General features: G+C 48.4%; 30 protein-coding genes. 9 read left to right on the forward strand and 21 right to left on the reverse strand.

The window, feature by feature from the left end; translation table 11 throughout:
* Positions 1-63: 63 nt before the first annotated feature.
* Positions 64-1641: a cysteine--tRNA ligase gene (gene cysS, locus A1sIA56_RS05030; protein ID WP_095673835.1), complete on the forward strand. Its 1578-nt coding sequence runs from the start codon at positions 64-66 to the stop codon at positions 1639-1641.
* Here cysS and A1sIA56_RS05035 read toward each other — a convergent pair whose 3' ends face one another.
* Genes A1sIA56_RS05035 through moeZ form a run of 3 tightly spaced genes read right to left on the reverse strand, consistent with a single transcriptional unit; the run spans position 1642 to position 4003 of the window.
* Positions 1642-1953: a hypothetical protein gene (locus tag A1sIA56_RS05035; protein WP_095673836.1), complete on the reverse strand. Its 312-nt coding sequence runs from the start codon at positions 1951-1953 to the stop codon at positions 1642-1644. It abuts the gene before it with no gap.
* Positions 1950-2822 (reverse strand): N-acetyl-1-D-myo-inositol-2-amino-2-deoxy-alpha-D-glucopyranoside deacetylase, encoded by an 873-nt coding sequence (gene mshB, locus A1sIA56_RS05040; RefSeq protein WP_095673837.1) that lies wholly within the window; start codon positions 2820-2822, stop codon positions 1950-1952. Before mshB ends, A1sIA56_RS05035 begins: the two co-directional genes overlap by 4 nt.
* Positions 2822-4003: an adenylyltransferase/sulfurtransferase MoeZ gene (gene moeZ, locus A1sIA56_RS05045; protein WP_095673838.1), complete on the reverse strand. Its 1182-nt coding sequence runs from the start codon at positions 4001-4003 to the stop codon at positions 2822-2824. The genes mshB and moeZ overlap by 1 nt, the downstream gene beginning before the upstream one ends.
* A gap of 46 nt (positions 4004-4049) precedes the next feature.
* Between moeZ and A1sIA56_RS05050 the strand changes: the two genes are divergently transcribed.
* Genes A1sIA56_RS05050 through A1sIA56_RS05060 form a run of 3 tightly spaced genes read left to right on the forward strand, consistent with a single transcriptional unit; the run spans position 4050 to position 6339 of the window.
* Positions 4050-4694 (forward strand): TetR/AcrR family transcriptional regulator, encoded by a 645-nt coding sequence (locus A1sIA56_RS05050; RefSeq protein WP_095674193.1) that lies wholly within the window; start codon positions 4050-4052, stop codon positions 4692-4694.
* A gap of 16 nt (positions 4695-4710) precedes the next feature.
* The gene (locus tag A1sIA56_RS05055; protein WP_095673839.1) at positions 4711-4962 is read left to right on the forward strand and encodes a DUF3107 domain-containing protein; all 252 of its coding nucleotides are present in this window, start codon (positions 4711-4713) and stop codon (positions 4960-4962) included.
* Positions 4963-6339, forward strand: a complete 1377-nt coding sequence (locus A1sIA56_RS05060; RefSeq protein WP_095673840.1) for a DEAD/DEAH box helicase — start codon at positions 4963-4965, stop codon at positions 6337-6339.
* 23 nt (positions 6340-6362) lie between these two features.
* On the opposite strand, the gene A1sIA56_RS05065 is transcribed toward A1sIA56_RS05060, so the two are convergent.
* The 3 genes from A1sIA56_RS05065 to A1sIA56_RS05075 are packed head-to-tail and all read right to left on the reverse strand — an operon-like array spanning position 6363 to position 8724.
* The gene (locus A1sIA56_RS05065; protein WP_095673841.1) at positions 6363-6974 is read right to left on the reverse strand and encodes a MarC family protein; all 612 of its coding nucleotides are present in this window, start codon (positions 6972-6974) and stop codon (positions 6363-6365) included.
* Complete coding sequence (locus A1sIA56_RS05070; RefSeq protein ID WP_095673842.1) at positions 6971-7816, reverse strand: PHP domain-containing protein; 846 nt, start codon at positions 7814-7816, stop codon at positions 6971-6973. The genes A1sIA56_RS05065 and A1sIA56_RS05070 overlap by 4 nt, the downstream gene beginning before the upstream one ends.
* Positions 7813-8724, reverse strand: a complete 912-nt coding sequence (locus A1sIA56_RS05075; protein ID WP_095673843.1) for a DMT family transporter — start codon at positions 8722-8724, stop codon at positions 7813-7815. Before A1sIA56_RS05075 ends, A1sIA56_RS05070 begins: the two co-directional genes overlap by 4 nt.
* A 41-nt stretch (positions 8725-8765) precedes the next feature.
* On the opposite strand from A1sIA56_RS05075, the gene A1sIA56_RS05080 reads away from it, so the two are divergent.
* Together A1sIA56_RS05080 and A1sIA56_RS05085 are read left to right on the forward strand one after the other, a co-directional pair.
* On the forward strand, positions 8766-10079 hold the full coding sequence (locus A1sIA56_RS05080; protein WP_095673844.1) for a magnesium transporter MgtE N-terminal domain-containing protein: 1314 nt from the start codon (positions 8766-8768) through the stop codon (positions 10077-10079).
* Between the two features lie 2 nt (positions 10080-10081).
* The gene (locus A1sIA56_RS05085; protein ID WP_095673845.1) at positions 10082-10576 is read left to right on the forward strand and encodes a DUF1003 domain-containing protein; all 495 of its coding nucleotides are present in this window, start codon (positions 10082-10084) and stop codon (positions 10574-10576) included.
* Here A1sIA56_RS05085 and A1sIA56_RS05090 read toward each other — a convergent pair.
* The 9 genes from A1sIA56_RS05090 to A1sIA56_RS05130 all read right to left on the reverse strand — a co-directional run bounded on the left by A1sIA56_RS05090 (position 10547) and on the right by A1sIA56_RS05130 (position 16760).
* Positions 10547-11665 (reverse strand): Mrp/NBP35 family ATP-binding protein, encoded by a 1119-nt coding sequence (locus A1sIA56_RS05090; protein ID WP_095673846.1) that lies wholly within the window; start codon positions 11663-11665, stop codon positions 10547-10549. The two genes, A1sIA56_RS05085 and A1sIA56_RS05090, sit on opposite strands and share 30 nt — an antisense overlap.
* Positions 11662-11967, reverse strand: a complete 306-nt coding sequence (locus A1sIA56_RS05095) for a sec-independent translocase (RefSeq protein WP_095673847.1) — start codon at positions 11965-11967, stop codon at positions 11662-11664. The genes A1sIA56_RS05090 and A1sIA56_RS05095 overlap by 4 nt, the downstream gene beginning before the upstream one ends.
* 20 nt (positions 11968-11987) lie before the next feature.
* A complete protein-coding gene (locus A1sIA56_RS05100; protein WP_095673848.1) occupies positions 11988-13106 on the reverse strand; it encodes a S1C family serine protease in 1119 nt (372 codons plus the stop codon).
* A 13-nt stretch (positions 13107-13119) separates the two neighbouring features.
* Complete coding sequence (locus A1sIA56_RS05105; RefSeq protein WP_095673849.1) at positions 13120-13746, reverse strand: O-methyltransferase; 627 nt, start codon at positions 13744-13746, stop codon at positions 13120-13122.
* Positions 13743-14984, reverse strand: coding sequence for a leucyl aminopeptidase family protein (locus A1sIA56_RS05110; RefSeq protein ID WP_223298417.1), 1242 nt, complete (start codon positions 14982-14984; stop codon positions 13743-13745). The genes A1sIA56_RS05105 and A1sIA56_RS05110 overlap by 4 nt, the downstream gene beginning before the upstream one ends.
* A gap of 255 nt (positions 14985-15239) precedes the next feature.
* Positions 15240-15419 carry a DUF3117 domain-containing protein gene (locus A1sIA56_RS05115; RefSeq protein ID WP_020045748.1) on the reverse strand — a complete coding sequence of 60 codons (180 nt, stop codon included), beginning with the start codon at positions 15417-15419 and terminating at the stop codon, positions 15240-15242.
* 112 nt (positions 15420-15531) lie between these two features.
* Positions 15532-15732: a sigma factor-like helix-turn-helix DNA-binding protein gene (locus tag A1sIA56_RS05120; protein ID WP_190276993.1), complete on the reverse strand. Its 201-nt coding sequence runs from the start codon at positions 15730-15732 to the stop codon at positions 15532-15534.
* Positions 15733-15784: 52 nt separating this feature from the next.
* Positions 15785-16234, reverse strand: coding sequence for an SRPBCC family protein (locus tag A1sIA56_RS05125; RefSeq protein ID WP_095673851.1), 450 nt, complete (start codon positions 16232-16234; stop codon positions 15785-15787).
* The gene (locus tag A1sIA56_RS05130; protein ID WP_095673852.1) at positions 16224-16760 is read right to left on the reverse strand and encodes an LOG family protein; all 537 of its coding nucleotides are present in this window, start codon (positions 16758-16760) and stop codon (positions 16224-16226) included. The genes A1sIA56_RS05125 and A1sIA56_RS05130 overlap by 11 nt, the downstream gene beginning before the upstream one ends.
* A gap of 30 nt (positions 16761-16790) precedes the next feature.
* Between A1sIA56_RS05130 and dapD the strand changes: the two genes are divergently transcribed.
* On the forward strand, positions 16791-17708 hold the full coding sequence (gene dapD / locus A1sIA56_RS05135; protein ID WP_095673853.1) for a 2,3,4,5-tetrahydropyridine-2,6-dicarboxylate N-succinyltransferase: 918 nt from the start codon (positions 16791-16793) through the stop codon (positions 17706-17708).
* Positions 17709-17711: 3 nt separating this feature from the next.
* On the opposite strand, the gene A1sIA56_RS05140 is transcribed toward dapD, so the two are convergent.
* From A1sIA56_RS05140 to A1sIA56_RS05155, 4 genes are all read right to left on the reverse strand, one after another.
* The gene (locus A1sIA56_RS05140) at positions 17712-18782 is read right to left on the reverse strand and encodes a SpoIID/LytB domain-containing protein (RefSeq protein ID WP_223298418.1); all 1071 of its coding nucleotides are present in this window, start codon (positions 18780-18782) and stop codon (positions 17712-17714) included.
* Positions 18783-18891: 109 nt separating this feature from the next.
* Positions 18892-19698, reverse strand: a complete 807-nt coding sequence (locus tag A1sIA56_RS05145; RefSeq protein ID WP_223298419.1) for an ABC transporter ATP-binding protein — start codon at positions 19696-19698, stop codon at positions 18892-18894.
* Positions 19676-20503, reverse strand: a complete 828-nt coding sequence (locus A1sIA56_RS05150; RefSeq protein ID WP_095673855.1) for an ABC transporter permease — start codon at positions 20501-20503, stop codon at positions 19676-19678. The genes A1sIA56_RS05145 and A1sIA56_RS05150 overlap by 23 nt, the downstream gene beginning before the upstream one ends.
* Before the next feature lie 30 nt (positions 20504-20533).
* Complete coding sequence (locus A1sIA56_RS05155) at positions 20534-21532, reverse strand: glycosyltransferase family 2 protein (protein WP_095673856.1); 999 nt, start codon at positions 21530-21532, stop codon at positions 20534-20536.
* A 36-nt stretch (positions 21533-21568) separates the two neighbouring features.
* Here A1sIA56_RS05155 and A1sIA56_RS05160 point away from each other — a divergent pair, with 36 nt between their 5' ends.
* The gene (locus tag A1sIA56_RS05160) at positions 21569-22681 is read left to right on the forward strand and encodes an LCP family protein (protein ID WP_095673857.1); all 1113 of its coding nucleotides are present in this window, start codon (positions 21569-21571) and stop codon (positions 22679-22681) included.
* Between the two features lie 47 nt (positions 22682-22728).
* Positions 22729-24039 (forward strand): UDP-glucose dehydrogenase family protein, encoded by a 1311-nt coding sequence (locus tag A1sIA56_RS05165; RefSeq protein WP_095673858.1) that lies wholly within the window; start codon positions 22729-22731, stop codon positions 24037-24039.
* Here A1sIA56_RS05165 and purE read toward each other — a convergent pair.
* Entirely contained in the window at positions 24036-24551 is a 516-nt protein-coding gene (gene purE, locus A1sIA56_RS05170) for a 5-(carboxyamino)imidazole ribonucleotide mutase (protein WP_095673859.1), read from the reverse strand. The genes A1sIA56_RS05165 and purE overlap by 4 nt on opposite strands.
* Positions 24544-25656 (reverse strand): 5-(carboxyamino)imidazole ribonucleotide synthase, encoded by a 1113-nt coding sequence (locus A1sIA56_RS05175; RefSeq protein ID WP_095673860.1) that lies wholly within the window; start codon positions 25654-25656, stop codon positions 24544-24546. The genes purE and A1sIA56_RS05175 overlap by 8 nt, the downstream gene beginning before the upstream one ends.
* Position 25657 lies beyond the last annotated feature (1 nt).

Below are 25657 nucleotides of genomic sequence, written 5' to 3' on the forward strand. Positions count from 1 at the left end.
CCCTGCGAGAGCGCTCGTGCACGATTAGGGTTGGGCCATGTCCAGCAAAGTCTTGGGTCAGCGATGAATTTGCCCACCCAGATTGCCCAAGCGCTCGGCAAGCGAGTCACCATTCGGCTTCGCGAAAGCGATGGAACTTTCCGTGATGTGGTTGGCGTTCTACAGAGTGAGACAACTCTGATTAATCGACGCGGCGAAAGCGTCTCCTTTGATCCTGAAACGGCAGTCGCTTTTCGAGTAATTCCAGTCTTCAATCGTCGCGATACTTCTGCAGGTTCGCTATCCATGTACGACACGATGTCGCGAGCCCTGAAGACGATTTCTAGTAGCGACGGTGCAGTACGAATTTACTGCTGCGGACCAACTGTCTATCGCGATGCCCACGTCGGAAATCTTCGCACTTTTTTGCTATCTGATCTCATCTCTCGAACGTTGCAGATGACTGGTCTTGAAGTAACTCTCGTTCAGAACATCACCGATGTCGGTCATATGGCAGATGACTTCTCCGAAGAAGACAAGATGCTGGCTGAATCTGAGAAGACGAAGGTTGACCCTTTTGAAATCGCTCGGACATTTGAAGCGCGCTTTCATTTAGATTTACAACGCCTCAATATTCAGGGTGCTGATTCTTATCCGCGAGCATCAGAGAAGATGCCTCAGATGATTGCTGCAATTGAGAAACTCATCGATCTTAACTACGCATATGTTGGCAGCGATGGTTCGGTCTACTTTGATGCAACATCATTTCCAACATATGGCGCTTTAAGTGGCAACAAGCTAGAGGCGCTCAAGCCAGGACATCGTTACGAATTTACCGATGAAGGCGGAAAGAGATTTCACGCTGATTGGGCGCTCTGGAAATTAGCAGGTGCGCGCACACAAATGATTTGGGATTCACCTTGGGGCGCAGGTTTTCCTGGCTGGCATATCGAGTGCAGTGCAATGTCCATCGAGCTTCTTGACGGTCATGTAGATCTTCATATCGGCGGTATTGATCTGCGCTTTCCTCACCACGAAAATGAGCGTGCCCAATCAGATTCACTCACTGGTGATGAAACTGTAGATACCTGGGTGCATGGCGAGCACTTGCTCTTTGAAGGTCGCAAGATGTCAAAAAGTGCTGGCAATGTCGTATTGCTACAGGATGTGATTGATCGAGGACTAGATCCTCTTTCGCTTCGCTTTGCACTCCTCGAGAACCGTTATCGATCTCAAATGGATTTAAGTTGGGCGTCCCTTGAAGCAGCGCATTCAACTCTTAAGCGTTGGCGGCAATTGCTTGCAGATTCAGGCAGTGGCGTTGAATTAAAGTTTGATCAAGAGATTAGCGATGCGTTTACAACTGACCTCGATACTCCCCGCGCCATGCAGCGAATTCGTGCCATTGAAAAAGACTCGACAATTGGCGCACTCGATAAACGCGCTCTCTTCTTATTTGCCGATCAAGTACTTGGCTTAGAGCTCGACCGTGGTGTCGAAAGCAAAGAGCCGAGTGACGAGATCAAAGCCTTGCTTGCTGCTCGAATCACAGCACGAGCTGAAAAGAATTGGTCTTTAAGTGATTCGCTCCGAGATCAGCTTTCTGAAGCAGGACTTGAGATTAAAGATGGAGCAAACGGTCAAGAGTGGAGCTGGCGTTAGCTAAGGACGCCTAGCTACGGCAAAGATTCCTGCAATAAATCCAAGAGCTAAGAGCGCACTACCTGAGTTATCTCCCTGAATAAGTAGCTCGTTTCCTACTCCAAAAGATCCAGCTTTAGCGATGACTGCAAGCCAAGAGATGAGCGCAAAGAATTTATAAAGTCTCTTGCCTGTATAACGACCTACCCACCAAATTGCTAGGTGGCTTGCAAGGATGGCAACAATCGCACCTATTGGTGGAAGCGTTTGATGAATAAGCGTTGCGGAAAGCGCGGTTGCTACGCCGATGAAAATCGCATAAACGAAATTCATCGAGTGATATCTACGCCCGCAAAGAGATCTTGCTCGTAGCCCTTGCTATCAAAAGGTTCGGTTTTCTCGCCCTTCACCAAGGTGTAATACTCATTGCCCCACACCTGTAAACCCAAATTGTTCGAGAGCGCAAAAAATGGGCCATCGACTTCGATCTGTGTTGCATGTGCGCGCATTGCATCCATCTTCTGCTCGACATATGCGTTTCCATCAACCATGGCATGAACGAATGAATCATCTTTAGCAAATGGAAGGTCTTCTGCCTTTTCGGCACCAAAGAAATCAGAACCGACTTCCTTCATCGCATCAATGCCCTCTTGAATAACGGACCTTGGCATGACGTTCCAATAAATCTTCTCAATATCCCAATGTGACTTCTCTGATGCTCGCATGGCAACGCGATGGGCTTGAATGTGATCTGGGTGGCCATATCCGCCAATTTCGTCATACGTGATCATCACATGAGGCTTAACCTCGTCAATGATTGCAACTAAATCATCTGAGGCTCTCTCAAGATCTGCCTGCCAGAAAACATCGGGGCGATTATTTGGTTCTGTACCCATCATTCCGCTGTCTCGATACTTTTTTGTATCGCCGCCAAGGAAACGGTGATCCGAAATTCCGAGCGCTTTCATAGCAACAGCTAGCTCTTGAACGCGATGATCGCCAAGTGAATCAGTTGCATGTGCAGCTAAATGTGCAAGATCGGGAACTAGGACTTCACCTTCTTCACCACGTGTACATGTAACCAGCGTGACTTCAGCGCCAAGAGCTGCATACAACGCCATAGTGCTTCCATTGTTAATAGTTTCGTCGTCGGGATGAGCATGCACGAGCAGCATGCGATAACCCTTGTAACTATTGAGCATTAGTAGACCGGAAGAGATGTATCGATCTGCTTTGCCCATGCGATGACGCCACCAGAAACATGTGAAGCATCAGCAAAACCAGCGCTCTTAAGAATTGCAAGACACTCAGCTGAGCGAACGCCGCTCTTGCAGTGAAGAACGATTGGCTTATCTTGCGGAAGAGATGCGAGCACGCTTCCGTCGATAAATCCTTGCTTAGGAATTAAGTGCGCGGTTGGAATATTGACGATTTCGTACTCACTAGGTTCACGAACATCGATGAGATAGAAATCTTCTTTGCTATCAATCTTTGTCTTGAGCTCTTGAACGGTAATCGTTGAACCCGTGCTTGCTTCCTGTGCTGCATCTGAAAGTGTTCCGCAGAATGCTTCATAGTCAGGAAGAAGTGCGGTTTGAGTCGCATTTTCGCTGCAGAGTGGGCAGTTAGGATCTTTACGAACTTTGATCTTTCGGAATGTCATTTCAAGTGCGTCATAGACCATCAGTGAACCGATAAGTGGTTCGCCAACTCCGGTGAGAACCTTGATCGCTTCTGTTGTTTGGATTGATCCAATAGTTGCGCAGAGAACTCCAAGCACGCCACCTTCGGCGCAGCTTGGAACCATTCCTGGAGGTGGTGGTTCTGGATAGAGGCAGCGGTAGCAAGGACCGTACTCAGCCCAGAAAACGCTCGCCTGTCCATCGAAGCGATAAATCGAACCCCAGACATAAGGCTTCTTCAACAGCACGCATGCATCGTTGACGAGGTAGCGAGTTGCAAAATTATCTGTTCCGTCGACGATGATGTCGTATTGAGAAAAGATCTCCATGACATTTGAATTATCGAGACGAGTTTCGTGCAAGACGACATTTACATATGGGTTAATCTCGGCAATTTTCTCTTTTGCGCTAAGCGCCTTGCTCTTTCCAATATCTGATTGGCCGTGAATGATTTGGCGCTGCAAATTAGATTCATCGACGGTATCGAATTCAACGATTCCGAGAGTTCCGACTCCGGCTGCAGCAAGATACATAAGTGCTGGAGAGCCCAATCCACCTGCTCCAACGCAGAGCACCTTTGCATTCATCAATCGCTGCTGGCCAGCCATTGCGACATCAGGAATGATCAAGTGGCGGCTATAGCGGCGCACTTCATCAACGGTGAGCACTGGGCCTGGCGCGACTAGTGGAGGCGTCTTCATGCTGGCAATTCTGCCTTACTGTGCCTTTCGTGGCGAATTCAGTACGATGCGCGTAATGAGTACTGAAACTGCTTCTGCAAACAATTCGCGTTCAGATAAATCGCGCCTTCCACGCGATGAACGTCGCGCAATTCTGCTCTCTGCCGCTCTCGAAGTTTTCACTGCTGCTGGCTATCACTCTGCTGCAATGGATGAAATCGCAGATCGAGCAAATGTCAGCAAGCCCGTTCTGTATCAGCACTTCCCTTCCAAGCTAGATCTCTATCTCGCTGTTCTCGATCTTCATATCGATTCACTTGTCTATGAAATTCAAAAGGCGATCTCTTCAACTCCTGATAACGAGCAGCGAGTACATGTCACCATCGAGGCATACTTCAACTTTATTGAGAATGAAGGCGAAGCTTTCCGCCTTCTCTTTGAAAGCGATATGAGCGTCGAGCCACAAGTTCGCGAGAGACTCAACCGAATGACGTATGACTGTGCAGCCGCCGTTTCTGGAGTTATCTCAAATGACACAGGTCTTCCTAAGGAAGCGGCAATGATGCTCGGAGTCGGATTGATTGGTTATGTACAAGTAACTGCTCGCCACTGGCTCGAGCGTGATAGCAAACTCACTCGTCAGCAGGCCATGGAGCTCGTTGAGAACCTCATGTGGCGTGGAATTTCTGGATTTCCCCGCACTGACTCTTAGCGAATAAGATAGGCGCATGAGTTCAAAGAAATCAGAAAAAGCATCAAAGGTTCGTATCTCCATCACCAACGTTGGAAGTGAACTCTCTTTTGATTGTCCTTCGACTCCGGCTGAGATCAAGAGCGCAGTAACTGCAGCTCTCACAGCGCAGACCCCACTCTCTCTTCAAGATATTCAGGGACACGAGATCATCGTCCCTGCGGACAAGATCGGTTACGTCGAAATCGGCGAGCCAGCTGAGCGCCGCGTCGGTTTCGGCGTTGTGTAAGTGAGCCTGACTTTCGCAGACCTTCCTCTTCGTAAGGAAACAATTGCAGCTCTCGCAGAGCACGGATTTACTTCACCATTTCCAATTCAAGAGATGGTTATGCCTATCGCACTCGCTGATGGCGATGTCATTGGTCAAGCCAAGACCGGAACCGGCAAGACACTTGCTTTCGGTATTCCTGTTATTGAACGCGTTATCGCACCTAATGATTCTGATTGGGCCGGGCTTCCTAATCAAGGTAAGCCACAAGTATTAATCGTTGTTCCAACTCGCGAACTCTGCGTGCAGGTTACAAAAGATATTGAAGAGCTCTCATTTAATCGCGGTATTCGTACATTGGCTGTCTATGGTGGGCGCGCATTTGAACCTCAGATTGAAGCACTTAATAACGGAGTTGAAATTGTTGTTGGAACTCCAGGTCGCCTCCTAGATCTCTATCGCCAAGGACAGCTCACACTGAAATTTGTATCCCGCGTTGTACTTGATGAAGCAGATGAAATGCTCGATCTCGGCTTCTTGCCAGATGTAGAGAAGATCTTTACAAGCACTCCTGCACGTCAACAGACAATGCTTTTCTCAGCAACCATGCCTGGCGACATAATCGCTCTCGCACGTCGCTTTATGAATCAGCCAGTACATATCCGCACTCAAGATAATGAAGATGAGGGCGCAGTTGTTTCACGCATCGAACAACATGTAGTCCGCGCTCACGCAATGGATAAGATTGAAATGCTTGCTCGTATCTTGCAGGCTAATGGTCGCGGACCAACAATTGTTTTCTGCCGCACAAAGCGCACAGCGCAAAAGACTTCAGATGACCTCATTGAGCGCGGTTTCCGTGCAGCGACAATTCACGGTGATCTCGGTCAATCTGCTCGCGAAAAAGCGCTCAATGACTTTAAGGCAGGAAAATCAGATGTTCTGATTGCAACCGATGTTGCAGCTCGCGGTATCGATATCGATGGAATTACTCACGTTATTAACTACCAATGCCCTGAAGATGAGAAGACTTACGTGCACCGCATCGGTCGTACTGCTCGCGCTGGCGCGCACGGAATTGCAGTCACTTTCGTCGACTGGGATGAACTTGCACGTTGGAAGATGATTGATACAGCGCTCGTTCTCGGACTCCCAGAACCGGTTGAAACGTATTCATCTTCAGAGCACCTCTACGAAATGCTCAACATTCCAGCGGGCTCTAATGGTCGTATGGTCAAAGCGCGCGCTCCTCAGGCAGAGAAGCCCAAGTCTGATAGAACACAGTCTGACCGTTCTGCATCTGATCGCCCAAAGCGCGAGAAGAGTCCAGAAGTTAAGAAGCCTGCAGCAGAACGTGTGAAGCGCGAACGCACTCGCACAAAACGTATCTCTGAATAATTAACTCTACAGATTGAGTTTAGTTAAGCAGCCGCAAAAGCTTTAATTGCATTTGCGAGCATCTGTACAGCAATTGCTGCCAGCAAGAGTCCGGCAATACTTGCAAGAAGCGTGACGCCTGAATCCTTAATTAAACCAACAATCTTTGTTGATGCCATCAATACGGTGCCGATAATCAAGTGAACAGCCAAGATGGCGATTACGAGTCCGATAATCTGAGTTGTTGTATCTGCCTTCTGCACATAAATCATTGTGGCAACAATGGCACCAGGGCCTGCAAGGAGCGGTGTGCCCAGCGGAACCATTCCGATGTTATCGCTCGAATTTTCTGTGCCGGTGTTCTTATTTCCGGTAAGCAGTTGAAGAGCCACATAGAGCAGCAAAAGCCCGCCAGCTGCCTGTAAGGCTTCGATTGATACATTCATATACTCCAAGATCAATTGCCCAAAGAGTGCGAATGTGGCGATAACGAAGAGTGAAACACCTGCTGCCTGCCATGCAAGGCGTACTCGCTCGCGCGGAGTTTTATCTCCGACTAGCCCTAAGAAGATTGGTGTTGCGCCCGGTGGATCCATAATGACAAAAAGGGTGACAAAAGCTTGAGTAGCAAAGGTAACTGCTCCTAGTGAATTCATTTCTTAACAACCCTTCGTGCATTAGCAAGTGACTCTAACTGTTCCCATTGTGCCTGATGTGTGGTGTTTTCCGCTAAACCATTTAATTTTCCAGTGCCGTGATAATCACTTGAGCCAGTAGTAACTAAGGAAAGTTCGCGTGCGATGGCAATCAGGGTTTCTTGCTCTTGCGCGTTCTGATCTCTGTGGTGAACTTCAATTCCATTAAGTCCTGCAGCAACTAAATCTGCAAATGTGGATGCGGTGATGGTTTGGCCACGGCGAGAAGCAAATGGATGAGCGATGACTGCTACTCCCCCAGCTTTACGGATGGTTCGGATCGCATCCTCTGGTGTAGGCGCAGCGTGCGTTACATAGTATTTAGAATCATTGTTGAGTAAATCTAAGAAAGCTTCATCGCGGCTAGCGACAACTCCGTTAGCAACTAAGGCATCGGCTAAATGAGGACGTCCAACTGTGGCGCCCTCAGGTGTTGCGCGATAAACGTCATCGAGTGAGATATTGATTCCGTCTGCGCTCAAGAGCTCTACCATTTTGCGCATGCGAGGCAGGCGGGTATCTCGTGAATCTGCGAGCATCTGTTGCATTTCGCGATCTTCACCATCAAAGAGCAGGCCAAGCATATGAACGCTGATTCCATCTGTTGTGAGGCAGGAAACCTCTGCGCCTAAGACAAGTTCAATCTGAGGTTGAATCGCAGTAACTGCTTCCGCCCACCCTGCAGTCGAATCGTGATCTGTAATAGCTAGCGTTGTAATGCCTGCAGCTAGAGCCTTCTTCACCAGAGAAAAAGGTGAATCTGTTCCATCGCTACAGGTGGTGTGGGTATGGAGATCAATCATTCGTCCACCACCACACTTTCAGGACGAGTGCGCAGGACTACCAAAATACATCCTCCAAGAATGAGAATAACTCCCGGAATAATCATGAGCGTTGGTTGCTTTCCAATATCAAATGCCATGGCAAGAATTGCAGCCACTGGAACTTCAAAGAAGACAATCATTGATACAACTGCGGGTGAGACGCGCTTCAAGGTGATATTAAACATCGTATGTCCAAGAATCTGCGCACCCAGAATGAGCCCAATAAGAACCCACCACTCTTTTGCAACAAAGCCGAATATTGGATATCCAGAAAGTAGTGCCATAGGGAGTGCCGTCATTGCGCAAACAAAGTAGCAAATAGTTGTGTAAGAAGTTGTCGCAAGTGTTTGCTGTGCGCGTGAACCAATCAACATGTACGCAGCGGCAAGAGCACCGGAGATGAGCGCAGCGAGATCTCCCATAAATGAACGACGATCGAGTTGTAGATCAATACCTGTAACGAGAAGTACGCCGCTAAAACTGATCAACATTCCAAACCAAGCTTTAGTCGGAATATGTCCACCCGTGAGCTTTACAAAGAATGCAGCAAAGATTGGTTGAGTAGCAACGATGGCAGTTCCGGCAGTAACGCTTGTCATGCGCATCGAGAGGAAGAACCCAACAAAGTGCACAGCAAGGACGACGCCAGCCAAAACCGCCCACTTCGCGCCAGTGCGATCGAGTTTATGTCGAAGCGCAAAGGGCAGAGTCATTAGCGATCCGCCGAGATTGCGCCAGAAAATTAAGGTCGGGACAGGCATGGTGCTTAGTGCAATGAGCGGTCCTGAAGATCCAATGCCAAATATTCCGATAATGAGGCGGATGAGGTCAGGTCGTGCGGGCAGTTCAGTGTGATTATGAACCGTTGCTCTCTGGACCTCAGACATAAGGCAAACCTAGTCGATACCCCAGCCGTTACTCTTATCCCATGAGCGGAAATAACATCAATCGAATATTTCTCGCCCGTCTTGCCGGAACTGCTGTTTTCGACCCTAATGGGGATCCTGTTGGCAAGGTGCGCGATGCTGTCGCGACCCTTCGTTCCAATAATCAATCTCCACGCATCCTGGGACTTGTCGTTGAAGTACCTCTACGTCGACGTGTTTTTGTTCCCATCACTCGTGTAACTTCGATTGAATCAGGTGGCGTAGTAATTACCGGGCTTCTTAATATGCGCCGATTTGAAACTCGCGCTGGAGAAATGCTGGTTCTTGGCGATCTGCTTGACCGCACAATTACTCTCCTTGAAAACAATGAAGATGTTCTTGTTGAAGATATGGGCATGGAGCAAAATCGCACTGGAGATTGGCTCATCACTCGCGTTCACATCATGCGCAAGGGACGCGGTCTTCGTCGCAAGGGTGCAACTTCAACAGTTGCATGGGAAGAAGTCACTGGGTTTGCTCAACACGAATCTAACCAAGGCGTCTCTAACTTACTTTCAACTCTCTCTAATCTTCGTGCAGCCGACCTTGCAGCGGTAATTCAAGATCTCGCCCCTAAGCGTCGCGTTGAAGTTGCTCGCGCACTCGATGACGAGCGTCTTGCCGATGTTCTTGAAGAGATGGATGAATCAGAACGCGTTGCTCTCCTTGCAGAACTCGAAGGCGAACGCGCAGCTGACGTTCTCGAAGAGATGGATCCTGATGATGCTGCCGACTTGCTCCGCGAAATTGGAGAAGAGCGCGCTCAAGAACTTATTGGTTTGATGGATCCGGAAGATGCTGAAGATGTATTGCGCCTGATGACATATGAGGATTACTCAGCCGGTGGAATGATGACGACCGAACCAATCGTGATGTCCGCTGATTACACAGTTGCTGATGCTCTCGCTGCTGTGCGCCAGAGTGAAATTTCACCAGCGCTAGCTTCGCAGGTATTTATCGCGCGCCAACCGCTCGAAACTCCAACTGGTCGATTTATCGGAATGGTTCATTACCAGCGCTTATTACGCGAACCGCCTTCAACTCTGCTGGGCTCGATTGTTGATACCAATACGCAAGGCGTAAATCCCGACGCATCCCTGCATGCAGTTTCGTCATACTTAGCTAGCTACAACTTACTTTCACTGCCAGTTATCGACGCCAATGACCGCCTCTTGGGCGCAGTTACTGTCGATGACGTGCTCGATCACTTGTTGCCCGAAAACTGGCGTCATGACCACCGAGATTCTGCAGCAACAACTGCAGCCCTTGAAAGTATCGATACAAACTTCGCAGAGAATTTCACCGAGGAGGTGTAACGATGGCACGCAACTTTGGTTTGGATACTCCGCGCGAGACTCGTCGTTCGCTCCGAGGAAATATCGACCCAGAAACTTTTGGCCGTCTCTCTGAGCGCTTCGCACGTTTCTTAGGTACAGCGCGGTTCTTGGTTTATATGACAGCCTTTGTCTTCAGTTGGGTCTTGTGGAATACCTTGGCGCCAAAAGATATTCGCTTCGATACTTATCCATTTATCTTTCTGACTTTGATTCTTTCACTTCAAGCTTCCTATGCAGCGCCGCTCATCTTGCTTGCGCAGAATCGCCAAGCAGACCGTGATCGCATTGCGCTCAATGAAGATCGCGCTCAGAATGCTCGCAGCATTGCAGATACTGAATATCTCACTCGTGAGTTAGCAAGTCTTCGTATTGCTTTGGGTGATGTTGCTACTCGCGATTACATGCGTAATGAATTAGGCGATCTTGCAAAAGAGATTGTTGAAGAGTTACGCAAGCCCGAGTCTGACGCCAAGTAAAGACTTCTCGCGCACAATCAACTGAGAAACAATTGCTTCAATTGCCTTGGCACTTGGGCTTTCAGGAGCTGACACAACTACTGGAGCACCAGCATCTCCACCTTCGCGAAGATCTGGGCTAAATGGAATCTTTCCAAGCAGTGGAACATCTGCGCCAACCAACTGTGAAAGGCGACGAGAAGTTTCTTCTCCGCCGCCTTCGCCGAAGAGCGATGTGAGTTCTCCGCACTTTGCACATGGGTAGGCAGACATATTTTCGATTACGCCAATAACGCGTTGATGAATTTGGTGAGCAATGCGACCGGCACGTTCTGCAACTTCAGCTGCTGCAATTTGCGGGGTTGTTACTACAACGATTTCAGAGGAAGGAACGAGCTGTCCCAATGAGATTGCAAGATCTCCGGTACCTGGTGGAAGGTCGATGTAGAGAAGGTCGAGATCTCCCCAGTAAGCATCGGAGAGCAACTGCTCGAGAACGCGGTGCAGAAGTGGTCCGCGGTATGCGATTGCATCAGAGCGTTCAGGCTTAAACATCTCCATAGAGACTGTCTTCACGCCGAAAGATTCGAGAGGGATAAACATTTGATCGATAGCTGTGGGTCTCTGTCCAATAAGCCCCATCAATCGAGGGATTGAGTGGCCGTAGACATCTGCATCAAGAATGCCGACACGTAAACCCTTTTGCGCAGATGCAACTGCCAAATTGGCAGTCAGTGAAGACTTTCCAACGCCACCTTTACCGGATGCAACACCAATAACGCGAGTAAGTGAATCCTTTTGAGCGAATGAGATAAAGCTTTCGCGTCCATTGCGAAGAAGCTTTTTAATGTTGGCACGTTGCTCTTCATCCATCACGCCAAAGTTGATTTCAACGGCAGTGATTCCATCAACTGCTTTTACTGCAGCATCGATATCTTTCTGAAGTCGATCCTTCATAGGACAGCCTGAGATCGTTAAGAGGATTTCTAGCTTTGCAGTAGTACCTGAAATTTCAACTGCCTTGACCATGCCAAGTTCAGGAAGGGCGCGATGGAGTTCAGGATCTTGGACGGTGGCAAGTGCTGCGTGAACTAATTCAAGAGTTGTCATAGAAGATCGGGATCAATTTTGGAAGATTTTTTTGAGGTCGATGACGTTGGCTCATCATCCATAACGCCAGCGAGTTGCTTCTGGATAAATTTCTTTGGACTTAAATCTGTTGGCTTGAGATCTTCAAAACCAGGGCCAAGGTTGCCTTTGAGTTCATCGGTAGCGTTAGTCGCCATCTGACGTGCACGCTTAATAAATTTAGCGGCATCAACAGCAAAGTTAGGAAGACGTTCTGGTCCCACCAAGATCATTGCGAGAATCGCAAGGCCTATAATTTCGCCGGCTCCGAAGTCAAAGAACATAGTGGCTAAACCCTACTCTGCTACTTCGATGCCGTCAGAACGAGGGTGACCGTCTTAGAAATAGCTCCACGCTTATATGTGACTTTGATGCTATCTCCGACATTTTGCGCCCTGATAGCGACAATCAGCTCTTCCGGCGAAGTGATTGATCTGCCTTCTATTTCAGTAATTATGTCTCCGGATTTCATGCCAGCTTTGGCTGCAGGGCCACCGCGCAAAACAGCGTTTGCAGTCTTTGCAATGAGAGCACCTTCTCCTGAGTAATTCATATCTACGGAGATGCCCATCACCGGATATGTTGCCTTGCCATTCTTAATCAATTGATCTGCAGTCTTTCGCGCTTGATTGATTGGAATTGCAAAGCCAAGTCCGATGGAGCCAGCCTGAGATGAGAAATTTGAACCCAATGAAGCAATCGCTGAGTTCACACCAATTACTGCACCGGTTGCATCAACGAGAGGTCCACCTGAGTTACCTGGATTAATTGCAGCATCAGTTTGTAGGGCATTGATAAATGAATTCTCTTCACTAGATTCTCCTGCAGTCACAGCGCGATCTTTGGCGCTAATGATGCCGAGTGTGACGGTTCCAGAAAGCCCCAATGGTGATCCGATTGCTATCACAGAATCTCCGACAGCAACCTTTTCGCTATCTCCAAATTGAAGAGCTTTGAGAGATGCACCAATAATTTTGAGTACTGCAAGATCATAAGAGCTATCTCGGCCGACAACTTTGGCATCGTAGGCAGAACCGTCGTTGAGGCGAACGGTGATATCTCCGCCACTGGTCACGGAGGAAGCAATCACGTGGTTATTTGTAAGTATGTAACCGCTGCTATCGATGACAAATCCCGAACCTGTAGAGCCGCCATCTGAGGAGCGCGCTTCAATAGATACAACCGATGGAAGTACGCGTTGTGCAATTTCTGCAACAGATCCCACGGGGCGCTCAATCGTTGAAGTAGATTTAACAAGATTAACTGAGTGACCGAAGAGTGAACCAGAAGATGCGGCACCAAATGTTCCGCCGATTACTCCTGTTACAAGTGAAAGAACTACCGCTGATCGCAAGGTGATATTTCTGCCGAGTCCGCTCTTGCTTGGAGCTACCCACCAAGGTCCGCCGTTATTGATGCTCATTCTCTTTACTCTTCTATAACTTTGTGGCGAGGAGTAAGCCATCGCCTGTTGGAATCAGTGTTGTAACCCAAGCTTCGGTATCTAATTTGATTGATTTACCCGCTTCGCGAAGTGCAATCGTCTTTGGGTCGCGTTGTGCAGGATCTTGCACCTTTGAACCACCGAAGAAATTGTCGATGACGAAAACACCACCGCTTCGTAGAATTCGATGCGCTTCTGAGATTGCAAAGCTGAGATCTTCAGGGTTGTGGCGAAATACCACTAAGTCATATGCGCGATCAGTGAGCTTAGTCATGACATCCATAACTGAATTAGTGATAAGTCGAAAACGTGGCTGCGCAATATCAGCCTCCGCTAGAGCCATCTTTGCAATATTTGTATGTTCCATCTCATCATCAATCGAAGTAAGAGTTCCACTTGCCATCATTCCTTCGAGCAACCAAAGCGCACCGACACCTGAACCGGTACCGATTTCTACGACTGATTGTGCGCTGAGTTGATGAGCAAGGTGGCGAAGATAGGCGCCAGTACCTTGAGTGACATCAAGTGCGCCTAGTTCGAGGCCACGTGCTCGAGCTACTGCCTTTATCGCATCTTCTGCAATAAAGGACTCTGCATAAGAATGCGGTGTGATGTTCATGAGAGGGACAATATCCAATCGATGAAGAAACGCACGCCGAAACCGGTGCCGCCCTTAGCGTTTTCTCCTGAATCAGTTTCGCTGCGGCCTGTGCCTGCAATATCAAGGTGCACCCATCGCGCATCGCCAACGAAATGTTCGAGATAGAGAGCGGCGGTTACTGATCCTGCTGAGTAATTTCCTTTATCTGCTGCATGGTTAAGGTCAGCCACATCACTTTCCAGCGAATCTGCATAATCATCAATCAGTGGCATCTGCCAGACGCGTTCACCAGAAGATTCTCCATTGGCAACGAGCTCTTGAGCCAACTTATTGTCGCGCGAATAAAGCGCTGCATATTGGCGGCCAAGTCCAAGTGTTGCTGACCCTGTCAAAGTTGCAATATCAAAGAGGTAATCAGGATCGAGATTAGCGACTGCATATGCCAAGCCATCTGCAAGAACGAGGCGACCTTCTGCATCGGTATTGATGATTTCTACAGTTGTACCGCCGTATTGGGTAATGACATCAGATGGTCGCTGCGCTGTACCTGAAAGTGCATTCTCTGCACACATCATGAGCACAGTGACTTTGACTTGTGGTTGTAAATCAGGGAGTGCGCTAATTGTTGCAAGAGCTGCGGCTGCACCAGCCATATCGCTCTTCATCGCAGTCATAAATTCATAAGGACGCTTGAGTGAGACTCCGCCAGTATCGAAGGTGATTCCTTTTCCGACAATGACAACATGAGGAAGTGCTGCTGCGCTTCGTGCTTTTCCTTTTGGAATATAGGTCAACTCAATGAATCGTGGCCCTGGTTTTGGTGAAGAATTTCCAACTGCGCGTAGCCCACCAAATGGAGCGAGCTCTTTTCCTGAGAGCACTGAAATGGCTAAACCTTTTTCGTCGGCAATCTTCTTAGCCTCTTCAGCCATCCAGAGTGGATTCTTGATATTTGAAGGAGTGTGGATCAAGTCGCGTGCTGTGTAGAGCGCGCGAGCAATGACACCCGCTTCTGTAACGGAGGCTGAATCTTTGGTTGCGATTGCGATGGTTGCAAGCTCTGTTGGTTTACCTGTCTTGAGGTTCCATGAATATGCACCGAGAAGAATCGAGACGCCATGCGCGCGAATTTCGGCTCGGGATTCAGCAAGGAGTGAGATGAGTTCAATTGCTTTTCCGCGAACTTTCTTTCCTAGCGCAGCTCCCGCAGTACGAAGAGCTGGAAGTGAACCATCACCAGCGCCAACTAAATACAATCGATCTACCTGCGCGCCGTCGTGAAGTACGGGGATTTCAAAGAGTTCACCGGCCTTACCTGAAGGCTGGAAGAAGGTGACCTCATCAATGAGGCTAATTTCAAAATACTTTTCAAGCGCTGCGATTAAACGTGAGTTGCCGATGAACTCGACAGGATTATCTCCGCTCTTTGTAAACCCAAGAGCGAGAACATCTGCACTGATTAGTGAGTCTAAATCAGGTGCGACTGTGTGAAGAATTTTCTGTAATCCGCTCTACTTCTTAATGAGAGCAACAGCGGCTTCAAGAGCGGCGCTGAGGTTATTTGCTTCCTGTGGGTTGAGTTCAACCACGAGGCGTCCGCCGCCTTCGAGAGGGATTCGCATCACGAGCGAGCGAGCTTCCTTGGTGACTTCCATTGGCCCATCGCCTGTACGAGGTTTCATAGCTGCCATGGTGGGGACTCCTTGTTTGCTCTTACTTCGGGTGGGGAAACCTTCTTAAGGAAAGTTACAGGGAGAAGTATCTCGCAGATTGAGCCATGGGTGAAATCGGTGAAAGTGGGGGCTAGAGACCTAAAGCCCCTGTGAGGCGGGCCTTTCCAGACTCAATTACAGCGATTACTGAGCGCTCAGGGACAGATAAGAGGGCGGCAATTTCAGAACTGCTTTGTGAACGCAGATAGTGAAGGGTCAAGATAAAACGTTCTTCATCGGGCAGAGCAGCGAGGAGTTCAGCCAAAGATTGTGGATTGCTGGCGCCGCTCATAGGTATAGAGGTTACTCGCTTGATTCTTAAAGAATGCGAGGAAAAGGGTGACTTAGGTAAAAGATCGCGCAAAACGCGCTAGAGATATGCGAACACCTACGTAGAGAAAGGGTGCGATGAGGGCAAATACCACTTTGGGCGCTTGGATGGTTTCAGACCAGTCAAAACGTGTTGCGCTCGAATTCATTTGCGTTAATTGGAAAGTTCCGGATCCTTTCAAAATCTTTCCCACATGTTCGACATCGCAACGATGTGGAGGTTGCCACGTCGTAACAACCATGAGATCTAATAACCCTAAGAATCCGAAGCGTGGATAGATTCGATGCAATGGTCCGGTGAACGCTGCAATGGATGTTCCGACGCCTTCGGTTTCTTGCGAAGTTACCCAGACTTTTGTCTGCAACATCCATTCACCTTGTGATTGCCAATCCGCAATCTTCTTCCAGACTGAATCAACTGGAGCAGGAATTGTGAGACTGATTGAAAGAGTGTTACTTGCCATGAGCAACCGCTACAGCTTCTTCAACAGAAGTTGCCCAGTGCAAGAGATCGCGCATTCCGGGCTTAACAAAATTCTCATTTTCAAGATGTTCTACAAGTGCGTGTAGTGGCTGATAGATGCCATATGGATCAAGGATGATTACCGGCTTATCGTGGAATTTAAGGTAGCGGCCAACCCAAATTTCAAAGAGTTCTTCGAGAGTTCCGAGCCCACCCGGCAAAGTAATAAAGGCGTCAGAGAGATCTTCAATCTTTGCCTTTCGTGTACGCATTGAATCGACCACAATAAGTTCATCGCTCTCGTGGTCAGCAAATTCAATATCAACCAACTTCTGAGGAATGATTCCGATTGTCCGGCCGCCCACACTTCTTGCGCCGCGGGAGATTGCACCCATGGCAGAAATATGGCCTCCGCCAGAAACTAATTCAGCTCCACTGCGTGCAATTCCTGAGCCAAGTTCGAATGCGAGGTCGATAAATTTAGAGTCGATAGTCGGAGAGGAAGAACAGAACACTGCAATGCGCATGAGGCACAGGATAGGGGTTAGGCTTAGAACATGTCTTCTTTAGCTCACGGTCACGGAATAGCAACAATTGCAGGATCAACTGTTCTCGATGTCTGGTTTCCAGCACCTGCTTTAGGTGCTCTCACTGGAACTCCTGATGTATCACTTACTGCAATGGTTGGAAGCGATGATGCTCGAGGTGTAACTCGTGAATTGGTCTCACTCGAAATTGATCTCGCACAAGCTCCAAAGGATGCACGCGATGCATACCTTCGCCTTCATCTTCTTTCGCATCGACTTGTAAAACCTCACGGCCAATCACTCGATGGAATTTTTGGACTTCTTGCAAACGTAGTCTGGACTTCTGCCGGTCCTTGCGCAGTCGAAGGCTTTGAACTCACTCGTGCGCGACTTAAGGCGAAGTTCGGCCATCTCACAGTATTTGCAGTCGATAAATTCCCGCGCATGGTCGATTACGTCATTCCTTCAGGTGTACGAATCGCAGATGCTGATCGCGTTCGATTAGGCGCTCACCTCGCATCAGGAACAACTGTGATGCATGAAGGATTTATCAACTTTAACGCGGGTACTTTGGGCGCTTCTATGGTTGAAGGTCGTATCTCTGCAGGCGTTGTTGTCGGAGATGGCACCGATATCGGTGGTGGAGCTTCCATCATGGGAACGCTCAGCGGCGGCGGAAAAGAAGTTATTTCAATTGGTGAAAAGTGCCTCCTTGGTGCCAACTCAGGTCTTGGTATCTCGCTTGGCGATAACTGCGTCATTGAAGCTGGTACTTACATCACCGCAGCAGCAAAGGTGAAGTTGCCTGATGGTGAAATCGTGAAGGCTGGATCTCTAACAGGCGCAAACAATCTTCTCTTCCGTAGAAATTCACTTACTGGTGGGCTTGAAGCTGTTATGCGCACGGGCACTTGGGGCGGATTAAATTCTGTACTGCACGCTAACTAAGTACTACGGCAAAGCAAGCTGAAAATACGGAGAAGGAATCTTTACTCGACTTCTAAAGGTATCGCCTCGTAATAATTTCGTTGAACCTGAAGATGAAGTTCCCTTGATGTAAGTAACTGCTCCTGCAGAATTTCGAGAGACAATTTCTAGAGTGACTACATCTGGAAGCAGAAATGCTTTCTTCACCAGCTCTTGCGTTGCAGATGCCTTCCACTGTGCAAATCTCGGATTGAGCTTGGGATCTAAACCAGCTGGATCTGGAACCGATTGTGTGTAGGAAGTTGCTTGACCCCACGCATCTAACGTTGTCTGAGTCGCTCCCCCTGAAGATGATGAGTAATAAGCCTGAATAGGCTTTCCTGCAGCGAGGATGGCAAGGCTTGTAGCTGTGTCGATATGTGTGCGGTTAACGGCAGCTTTCCAGAGTTGGCCAATCTTTGGCTCAATCTCTTTCGAATACCCGACAAAGTTCTGATCCGCGATATGTGAATACACATGGCAATCGCATGAAGGCTTAATTGTAGAAATCTTGGAGAGTGCGTACGAACGAGCTGCAATCACTTGAGCTTCAAGAGCTGCAGCTGGCCATGCCGAAGAAATTTCACTGATTCCCCAGAGATACTCATCGTGAAGACTGAGCGAATTCGTTACTTCGATTGCGCCTTTAACTACTTTCATCTGCATCTGCCCATAGCGATACTTCGCAGAACTTCCGGGTTGTGAAAAAGTCATTACTGCATTGGGTCCGGTCCAGCGAATAGTGAAGGCTTTTCCAGTTACTGGGCCAACTATGTTCTGCGCCGCATCTAATCTAAACGATGCTTTCTGTCGTGTTCCGAGTACTGCGATAGGTGCAATATCAGTGAAGCCAGTGACTTCTCCAGCATAAATCTGAATAGCTGATTCGGGAGTTGCGGTAACAAAAGAAACTGAGCGAAGTAAGTGCCCGATATTTACTCGTATCGTGTGGCTATCTACATATGGAGCAACCACAACATCCTTGTAATAGTAATTAAGAATTCCGGTTGCAGATTCGCCAGCGAGAGCAAGTGCGCGAGCTCCCATCTGGCTCATGCCTACTCCATGGCCATAGCCGGATCCAGTAAAGGAAAATGTTTCAGGATTTTCCGCGCGAGAAACAGGTATGACTATAAAAGTTGCAGCAAGGAGTAAAACCCCGGCTCTAAACATCCTCATCTGATGATGCGCTCTTTCTTGCATTCACGAATTCACGATAAGAAGCGATAACTTCTGTTGGATTACCTCGCGCCATTAACTTACCTTTATCAAGCCAGATGACTTCGTTGCAGATATCTTCGATGGTCGCTAACGCGTGGCTTACCAGGATGAGAGCGCGGTCTGCGGTGCGAAGTTCCTTAATGCGATTAAGGCTCTTCTCTTTAAATTTCGCATCTCCAGTGCTGAGAGCTTCATCAATAATCAAAATATCTGGTTCGACAACAGCTGCCACCGAGAAGGCAAGGCGTGCATACATTCCTGATGAATAAGTGCGCATAGGGGCATCGATTGCCTCACCAAGTTCTGAGAATGCAGCGATGGCATCAAAGTTCTTATCAATATCTTCGCGCGACATTCCAGCGGCAAGCCCACCTAGATAGACGTTATCTCGACCCGTCATCGATGGATTAAAGCCAACGCCCAAGGCTAAGAGGGTGCTGACGCTTCCATAGACTTCAACGCGTCCTTGAGTAGGAGGAACAATGCCTGAAATCACGCGCATAAGAGAAGATTTACCAGCCCCATTTGAACCGATGATGCCAAGAACTGTTCCGTAATGAACATCTACTGAGACGTCGTTAAGCGCTTTCACAATACGTGTGTGTTTCTTTCCGCGCCCAAGAGATTTAATGCGCGCCTTAAGAGTTGGCTTCTTATCAATCGATGTTGTGTACGTAAGCCCTAGATCTTTAACAGATACAGCAAGGCTTTGAGGAGTATGTGTGTGGCTAAAGTCGGACAGCGAAATCACGCTCCCTCGATAGGAAGAAGTATGTGCCAACGGTAAAGAGGCTAAGTGCCCACACAGATGCGTGAACCATTCCGAAGACAGTTGGAGCCTGGGCGTGTACCAAGACGCGTGACCATGAATCGAGAAGATAGAAGATTGGGTTGGCAATCTCAAATGTCTTAATTCGGTCAGAGATGCTTGATGCAACGTAGAGAATTGGCGATAAGTAGAGAAGGCTTCGAGTCAGATATGGAAGCATGCTTGAGATATCTCGAAAGTACACATTAATGCAAGAGATAAGAATCGCCATTCCCAAAGCCATCACAAGTGCGATGGCCATGATTGGAATTGCCCACAACATCTGCCATGAATACGGAAGTCCGATTAATACGTGAATGACTCCGAAAACAATGAGAGTGGGAATAAATTTAAAGAGGGCAATGACCGTTGCAGAAATCGGCAACATCACTCTGGGAAATGAAGTATTCATAATCAAACGCTGACCAGAGGTAATTGCTTTGACTCCACCTGTGAGGCTATTTGCAACCAAATAGAAGAGGAAGAGGCTTGCTGTGAGGTGGCCAAAACGAGTGGCATCGCTACTTCCGCCAATGACATAAATCAGAAGGAAGTAAACGGCAGAGAGAAGAAGCGGGTTTAGAACTAGCCACAATTGGCCGAAGACAGATCCGTAATTCTGCTCGCGCAGTTCTGACCGTGAGAACTCGGAGATGAAGGTTCGGCGAGACCAGAGTGAGCGCATGTACTCGCGCATAGGCGGCAAGCCTGCGCGAAATGGCTCGTATACAACTACTGGCTTCTCCACGTGCGAAAGGCTACCGCAGCGAGGCTCACCTTATTCAGATACGGGGACGAGAGTCTTTGGTGAGGAGATAAAACCGGCGCCCCACGCGAAGTGCATGGTCGGAATAACAGCCAAGAGCAAGAAATATTCACGGATGTTTGATGCGATTTTGATTGAAGCAAGTAGAACAAAGAGTGTGTAAATCGCGGCTGGGGTGAAGAGTATTGGTGCGATAAATCCAGCCAATAGCGAAACGGTGAAACCGATGAGAGCAAATGGTGGAGCGAGGTAGCGATAATTAATTGTTCCGCTATGTTTTCTTGAAACTACTCGGCGCCAGCGACCATATTCAAAATATTGTTTCGCAAGAGCTTTTACAGTCGATCGCGGACGATATGTGACATGAAGCCTTGGATCGAAGTAAACAACTCCGCCATTTTCGCGTAAGCGGAAATTAAGTTCCCAATCTTGGGCGCGAGTAAAGCGTTCATCGAAGCCACCAATTGCAATGAGTGCTTCTCGTCTAAAGGCGCCTAGGTACACAGTGTCAACTAAACCGGCTTCTCCCCCAGTGTGGAAACGTGATGCACCAACTCCGAGCGGACTGCGCATTGCGCCTGCAACTGCATTTTCAAAGGCGGTTGTACCAACGGCTGCCATTACGCCACCGACATTTACTGCACCGGTCTTGTTGAGAATTTCAACGACAAGTGAAAGGTAATTACTTGGAATTTGGGCATGCCCATCAACGCGAACTATGACTGGGCTCTGTGATTTTTTCAGCGCAAGATTTAATCCAGCTGCTGTTCGTCCTGTTGGATTTTCGACGATTACTACACGGGAATCTTGCTGAGATATTTGCTGAGCGATTTCAAGGGTGCGATCATGCGAAGGACCGATGGCAAGAATTACTTCTGTCTTTCCTAGATAATCCTGAGAAAGGATTGAGTCGATAGCACCTTTGAGATGTGCTTCTTCATTGAGAATTGGAAGTATGACGCTGATAGATGGATGCGGTGAGCCAATTAACTCGTGAGTTGGTGTCGCCATAACCCCTCCACGCTATCGTCCAAGTACCCTACGGATGTGAAATCTTCTCGTGCAATTCGGATAATTACATCACTCTCTCTGGGTGTTGTCCTTGTTGCATCGCTATCGTGGCTCGGATTAGGCCAGGTGAGCGGACAAATTTCTCGAATAGATGTCTTTGGCTCTATTAAAGATCGTCCTGAAAAGACTTCCTCGGCCCTGAACTATCTTGTTGTTGGTTCTGACACTCGTGAAGGTCTAACGAAAGAGCAGATTAAAGCGCTCCGTGTTGGAAGCACTGCAGTAGCGGCAGGTGGTCGCTCAGACACAATGTTGCTCGTCCATATTTCAAAGGCCCGTGATGCGGCTTATATCGTCTCAATTCCACGAGATACCTTGGTGACTATTCCTGCGCACCGAAGCCAAGATGGCACACGAGATATTCCAGCTCGTCCTGGAAAGATCAATGCCTCCTTTGCATTTGGTGGAGCACCGCTTCTTATTCAAACTCTTGAAGAGAAGACAAATTTAAAGATTGATCATTACGTCGAAGTCAGCTTTGCTGGCTTTACTGGTGTGGTTGATGCTCTTGGTGGCATTGAGGTTTGTTCTAAAGTTGCTATCAATGATCCAAAGAGCCACTTGGTGATGAGCGCAGGCACACACGTGCTTGATGGAATTGAAGCGCTCAAGTATGTACGTACTCGTGACTTTGATGGCCGTGGGGATATTGGACGAATGGAACGTCAACAGCAATTCGTGAGCGCTGTTCTGCGCAAAGCAACAAGCAGCGGAGTGCTTCTCAATCCAATCAAACTAACAAAGTTCTACAACGCAACTATTTCTACTGTGAAGATGGATTCTGGAGTGGATAAGAATGACCTTCTCACTCTTGCCAAGCAGATGCGCAATCTCTCTTCAGGAAATATTCGCACATTGACTGTTCCGCTTTCAGATCCAAATGGTCGCCATCCAACCGTTGGCTCTGTTGTGATTTGGGATGATGTATTGGCAACAGATCTCTGGACCAAGATTCGCAACGATGAAGCCTTGCTTGAGACTGTGAAGCCAACTGCGAAAGCATCTGCAAAGGCGACTGCTGAAGCTGTGACAATCGACAAATTTAAGACGAAAACAGCTGCAGATAATCCTTGCGCGCCCGCAAAATAGCCCTGAATTTTCCAGTTTTTAATTGAGCCTGCAATAGACTCCCGCGTATGACTCTGAAGCTTTCAGTAATTGGTTGCGGCTACCTAGGCGCTACCCACGCAGCATGTATGTCCTCACTCGGTTTTGAAGTAGTCGGTATCGATACCGACCAGGGCAAGGTTGATCTCCTTTCTAAAGGCGAACTCCCTTTCTACGAACCTGGTCTCGATACTCTCCTAGCTGCTGAGATGAAGACTGGGCGTCTCTCATTTACAACCGACTTCTCGGCAGTTGCTGATGCTGATGTTCACTTCATCTGTGTCGGTACACCTCAGAGCAAAGATGGACTTGCTGCAGATCTGACATATGTAAAGTCATCTGTTGCAGCAATTGCTCCACATCTCAAAGAAGGTTCACTCGTTGTCGGAAAGTCGACGGTTCCAGTAGGAACAGCTCAGTTACTTCGCGATCAACTTGCAACGTCTGCTCCACAGGCAGACCTCGCTTGGAACCCTGAGTTCCTTCGCGAAGGTTTCGCAGTCGAAGATACTTTGACTCCAAACCGTCTTGTGGTTGGCGTTGCAAATGATCGCGCAGAAGAAATCCTTAAAGAGGTCTACAAGCCTGTAATTGATCTTGGAACTCCATGGATTCGCGCAGATCTACCAACTGCGGAGCTCGTAAAGGTTGCAGCAAACTCATTCCTTGCAACAAAGATTTCATTTATCAACGCGATGGCTGAAGTCTGCGAAGCAGCAGGTGGAGATGTCACTGTTCTTGCCAAGGCAATCGGTTACGACCCACGAATCGGAAGCCGCTTCCTGCAGGCGGGTATTGGATTCGGCGGAGGCTGTCTTCCCAAAGATATTCGCGCATTTATGGCACGCGCACAAGAACTTGGCGCAGACCAAGCTCTTGAATTCCTTCGCGAGATTGATGCAATCAACCTTCGTGCTCGTCAACGCGTTATTGATGTTGTGCGCGCAGATCTTTCTGAAGATCTCACTCAGTACAAAATCGCAGTTCTCGGTGCAACATTTAAGCCCGACAGCGACGACGTGCGTGACTCCCCAGCACTTGATATCGCCGCTCAACTTCAAGCAGCTGGTGCACAAGTTGTTGTTCACGACCCTAAGGGCATTGAACCTGCACGTAAGCGATTCCCAAATCTTGATTACCAAGAGAAGGTTGTCGATGCAGTTAAAGGCGCAGATGCGATCTTGCACTTAACTGAGTGGAAGGAATATCGCGAACTCGATCCATCAGTGATTGGTCAGCTCGTGAAGTCAAAGTTCCTTATTGACGGTCGTAATATGTTAGATCGCAATATGTGGCGCGCAGCTGGATGGCGCGTTCATGCCTTAGGACGAACTGACTAAAAACCAGTCTTTGCATTGCGACGGGCGCTCAATTGGGCGCCCTTTGCTTTTGCCTCATCCGATAGATCTGAAAGCTGAGATTCGATCTTCTTAGCCACCGCTGCATCGGCCGAACCAATGATGCGCGCAGCAAGGATTCCTGCATTCTTAGCGTTATCAATTCCAACAGTTGCAACAGGAATTCCGCCAGGCATCTGAACGATAGATAGCAATGAATCCATTCCATCTAGGTTCTTCAAAGACACTGGAACGCCGATAACCGGCAGCGTTGTAAGGGATGCAACCATTCCTGGGAGGTGCGCCGCTCCCCCTGCACCAGCAATGATTACCTTGTAACCCTTTGATGCAGCTGTCTTTGCAAAGTCGACCATCTCTTCAGGCATGCGGTGTGCTGAGACAACATCTGCGCTGTAGCTAATTCCAAATGAATCAAGTGCCTTCGCAGCTTCTTCCATGACTGGCCAATCAGAATCTGAGCCCATGATGATTGCTACATCTTTACGATCACTCATCGATAGCTCCACTCATATAGTCACGTGCATGCTGAACATCTGTGGTTAATTGTAGAAGGTCAGAGCCAACTGCTGTGACATGGCCAATCTTGCGCCCCACGCGGACTTCCTTCTTATATTGATGGAACTTAAGCTCTGGATTGCGCGCCATCAGGTGAAGATATGGGCGATACATATCTGTCTTCTCGCCGCCCAAGATATTTCCCATTACAGCGATATCGGCAGTCATTGAAGGATCTCCAAGTGGTAGATCGAGAATCGCGCGCAAGTGTTGTTCGAACTGACTTGTGACAGCTCCATCGATGGTCCAGTGCCCTGAATTATGTGGGCGCATTGCGAGTTCGTTGATGAAGAGCTGATCTGCCTTCACAAACATTTCAACTGCCATAACACCGACCACGCCAACTTCTTGTGCGATATCGAGTGCGAGCTTCTGTGCCTTTTCAGCAATCTCTGAAGAAATATTTTGAGCAGGTGAAATCGTTAAAGTACAGATTCCATCTTCTTGCACCGTTTCAGTTGGTGTCCAAGAAGTTGCTTGTCCATGTGGAGAGCGAGCGACCATCACTGCAATTTCAGTGTCGAAAGAGATGAGTTCTTCAATGAGGAGCTGCGGGGTTGTTTTCAATACTTCGGCAAGCTCATCTTGCGAATTAATCTTCCACACACCACGACCGTCGTAACCACCCGAGATAGCTTTTGCTATCAATGGGTATCGCTCGATATCGGCAGTTGATGTTGCAATCTTCCACTTCGGCGCAGGGAAGGCGCTCAGCTTCTTACGCATCTCAGCTTTATCTTGAGAATAGATAAATGCAGATGATGGCGGATAAACCTTTACGCCTGTGGCTTCCAGCCCCTTAATAACCGAGAGCGGCACGAGCTCGTGTTCAAATGTGATGACATCGCAGTCCGCTGCAAATACTTTGAGAGCTTCAAGGTCTTCGTAATCGCCAACGATGTGATGTGTGATTTGGGCACCTGAATCATCAGGGCTTTGTGCGAAGAGAAGTAGATCGATTCCGAGAGCTGTTGCTGGCGCAACCATCATGCGCGCTAATTGCCCTGCGCCTATAACGCCTACGCGAGGGAATCGTTCATTCACA

It is taken from the genome of Candidatus Planktophila sulfonica, from assembly GCF_002288065.1.
Classification (GTDB): domain Bacteria; phylum Actinomycetota; class Actinomycetes; order Nanopelagicales; family Nanopelagicaceae; genus Planktophila; species Planktophila sulfonica.

Bases quoted from the DNA above. Each gene is read 5' to 3' on its own strand.
- A1sIA56_RS05120 (WP_190276993.1), bottom strand. From the start codon at position 15,732: ATGAGCGGCGCCAGCAATCCACAATCTTTGGCTGAACTCCTCGCTGCT.
- A1sIA56_RS05095 (WP_095673847.1), bottom strand. From the start codon at position 11,967: ATGTTCTTTGACTTCGGAGCCGGCGAAATTATAGGCCTTGCGATTCTC.
- A1sIA56_RS05140 (WP_223298418.1), bottom strand. From the start codon at position 18,782: ATGAGCCAGATGGGAGCTCGCGCACTTGCTCTCGCTGGCGAATCTGCA.
- A1sIA56_RS05100 (WP_095673848.1), bottom strand. From the start codon at position 13,106: ATGAGCATCAATAACGGCGGACCTTGGTGGGTAGCTCCAAGCAAGAGC.
- dapD (WP_095673853.1), top strand. From the start codon at position 16,791: ATGTCTTCTTTAGCTCACGGTCACGGAATAGCAACAATTGCAGGATCA.
- mshB (WP_095673837.1), bottom strand. From the start codon at position 2,822: ATGCTCAATAGTTACAAGGGTTATCGCATGCTGCTCGTGCATGCTCAT.
- A1sIA56_RS05070 (WP_095673842.1), bottom strand. From the start codon at position 7,816: ATGATTGATCTCCATACCCACACCACCTGTAGCGATGGAACAGATTCA.
- A1sIA56_RS05065 (WP_095673841.1), bottom strand. From the start codon at position 6,974: ATGAATTCACTAGGAGCAGTTACCTTTGCTACTCAAGCTTTTGTCACC.
- A1sIA56_RS05035 (WP_095673836.1), bottom strand. From the start codon at position 1,953: ATGAATTTCGTTTATGCGATTTTCATCGGCGTAGCAACCGCGCTTTCC.
- A1sIA56_RS05050 (WP_095674193.1), top strand. From the start codon at position 4,050: ATGCGCGTAATGAGTACTGAAACTGCTTCTGCAAACAATTCGCGTTCA.
- cysS (WP_095673835.1), top strand. From the start codon at position 64: ATGAATTTGCCCACCCAGATTGCCCAAGCGCTCGGCAAGCGAGTCACC.
- A1sIA56_RS05115 (WP_020045748.1), bottom strand. From the start codon at position 15,419: ATGGCAGCTATGAAACCTCGTACAGGCGATGGGCCAATGGAAGTCACC.
- moeZ (WP_095673838.1), bottom strand. From the start codon at position 4,003: ATGAAGACGCCTCCACTAGTCGCGCCAGGCCCAGTGCTCACCGTTGAT.
- A1sIA56_RS05155 (WP_095673856.1), bottom strand. From the start codon at position 21,532: ATGGCGACACCAACTCACGAGTTAATTGGCTCACCGCATCCATCTATC.
- A1sIA56_RS05090 (WP_095673846.1), bottom strand. From the start codon at position 11,665: ATGACAACTCTTGAATTAGTTCACGCAGCACTTGCCACCGTCCAAGAT.
- A1sIA56_RS05085 (WP_095673845.1), top strand. From the start codon at position 10,082: ATGGCACGCAACTTTGGTTTGGATACTCCGCGCGAGACTCGTCGTTCG.
- A1sIA56_RS05130 (WP_095673852.1), bottom strand. From the start codon at position 16,760: ATGCGCATTGCAGTGTTCTGTTCTTCCTCTCCGACTATCGACTCTAAA.
- A1sIA56_RS05105 (WP_095673849.1), bottom strand. From the start codon at position 13,746: ATGAACATCACACCGCATTCTTATGCAGAGTCCTTTATTGCAGAAGAT.
- A1sIA56_RS05125 (WP_095673851.1), bottom strand. From the start codon at position 16,234: ATGGCAAGTAACACTCTTTCAATCAGTCTCACAATTCCTGCTCCAGTT.
- A1sIA56_RS05075 (WP_095673843.1), bottom strand. From the start codon at position 8,724: ATGTCTGAGGTCCAGAGAGCAACGGTTCATAATCACACTGAACTGCCC.
- A1sIA56_RS05080 (WP_095673844.1), top strand. From the start codon at position 8,766: ATGAGCGGAAATAACATCAATCGAATATTTCTCGCCCGTCTTGCCGGA.
- A1sIA56_RS05055 (WP_095673839.1), top strand. From the start codon at position 4,711: ATGAGTTCAAAGAAATCAGAAAAAGCATCAAAGGTTCGTATCTCCATC.
- A1sIA56_RS05165 (WP_095673858.1), top strand. From the start codon at position 22,729: ATGACTCTGAAGCTTTCAGTAATTGGTTGCGGCTACCTAGGCGCTACC.
- purE (WP_095673859.1), bottom strand. From the start codon at position 24,551: ATGAGTGATCGTAAAGATGTAGCAATCATCATGGGCTCAGATTCTGAT.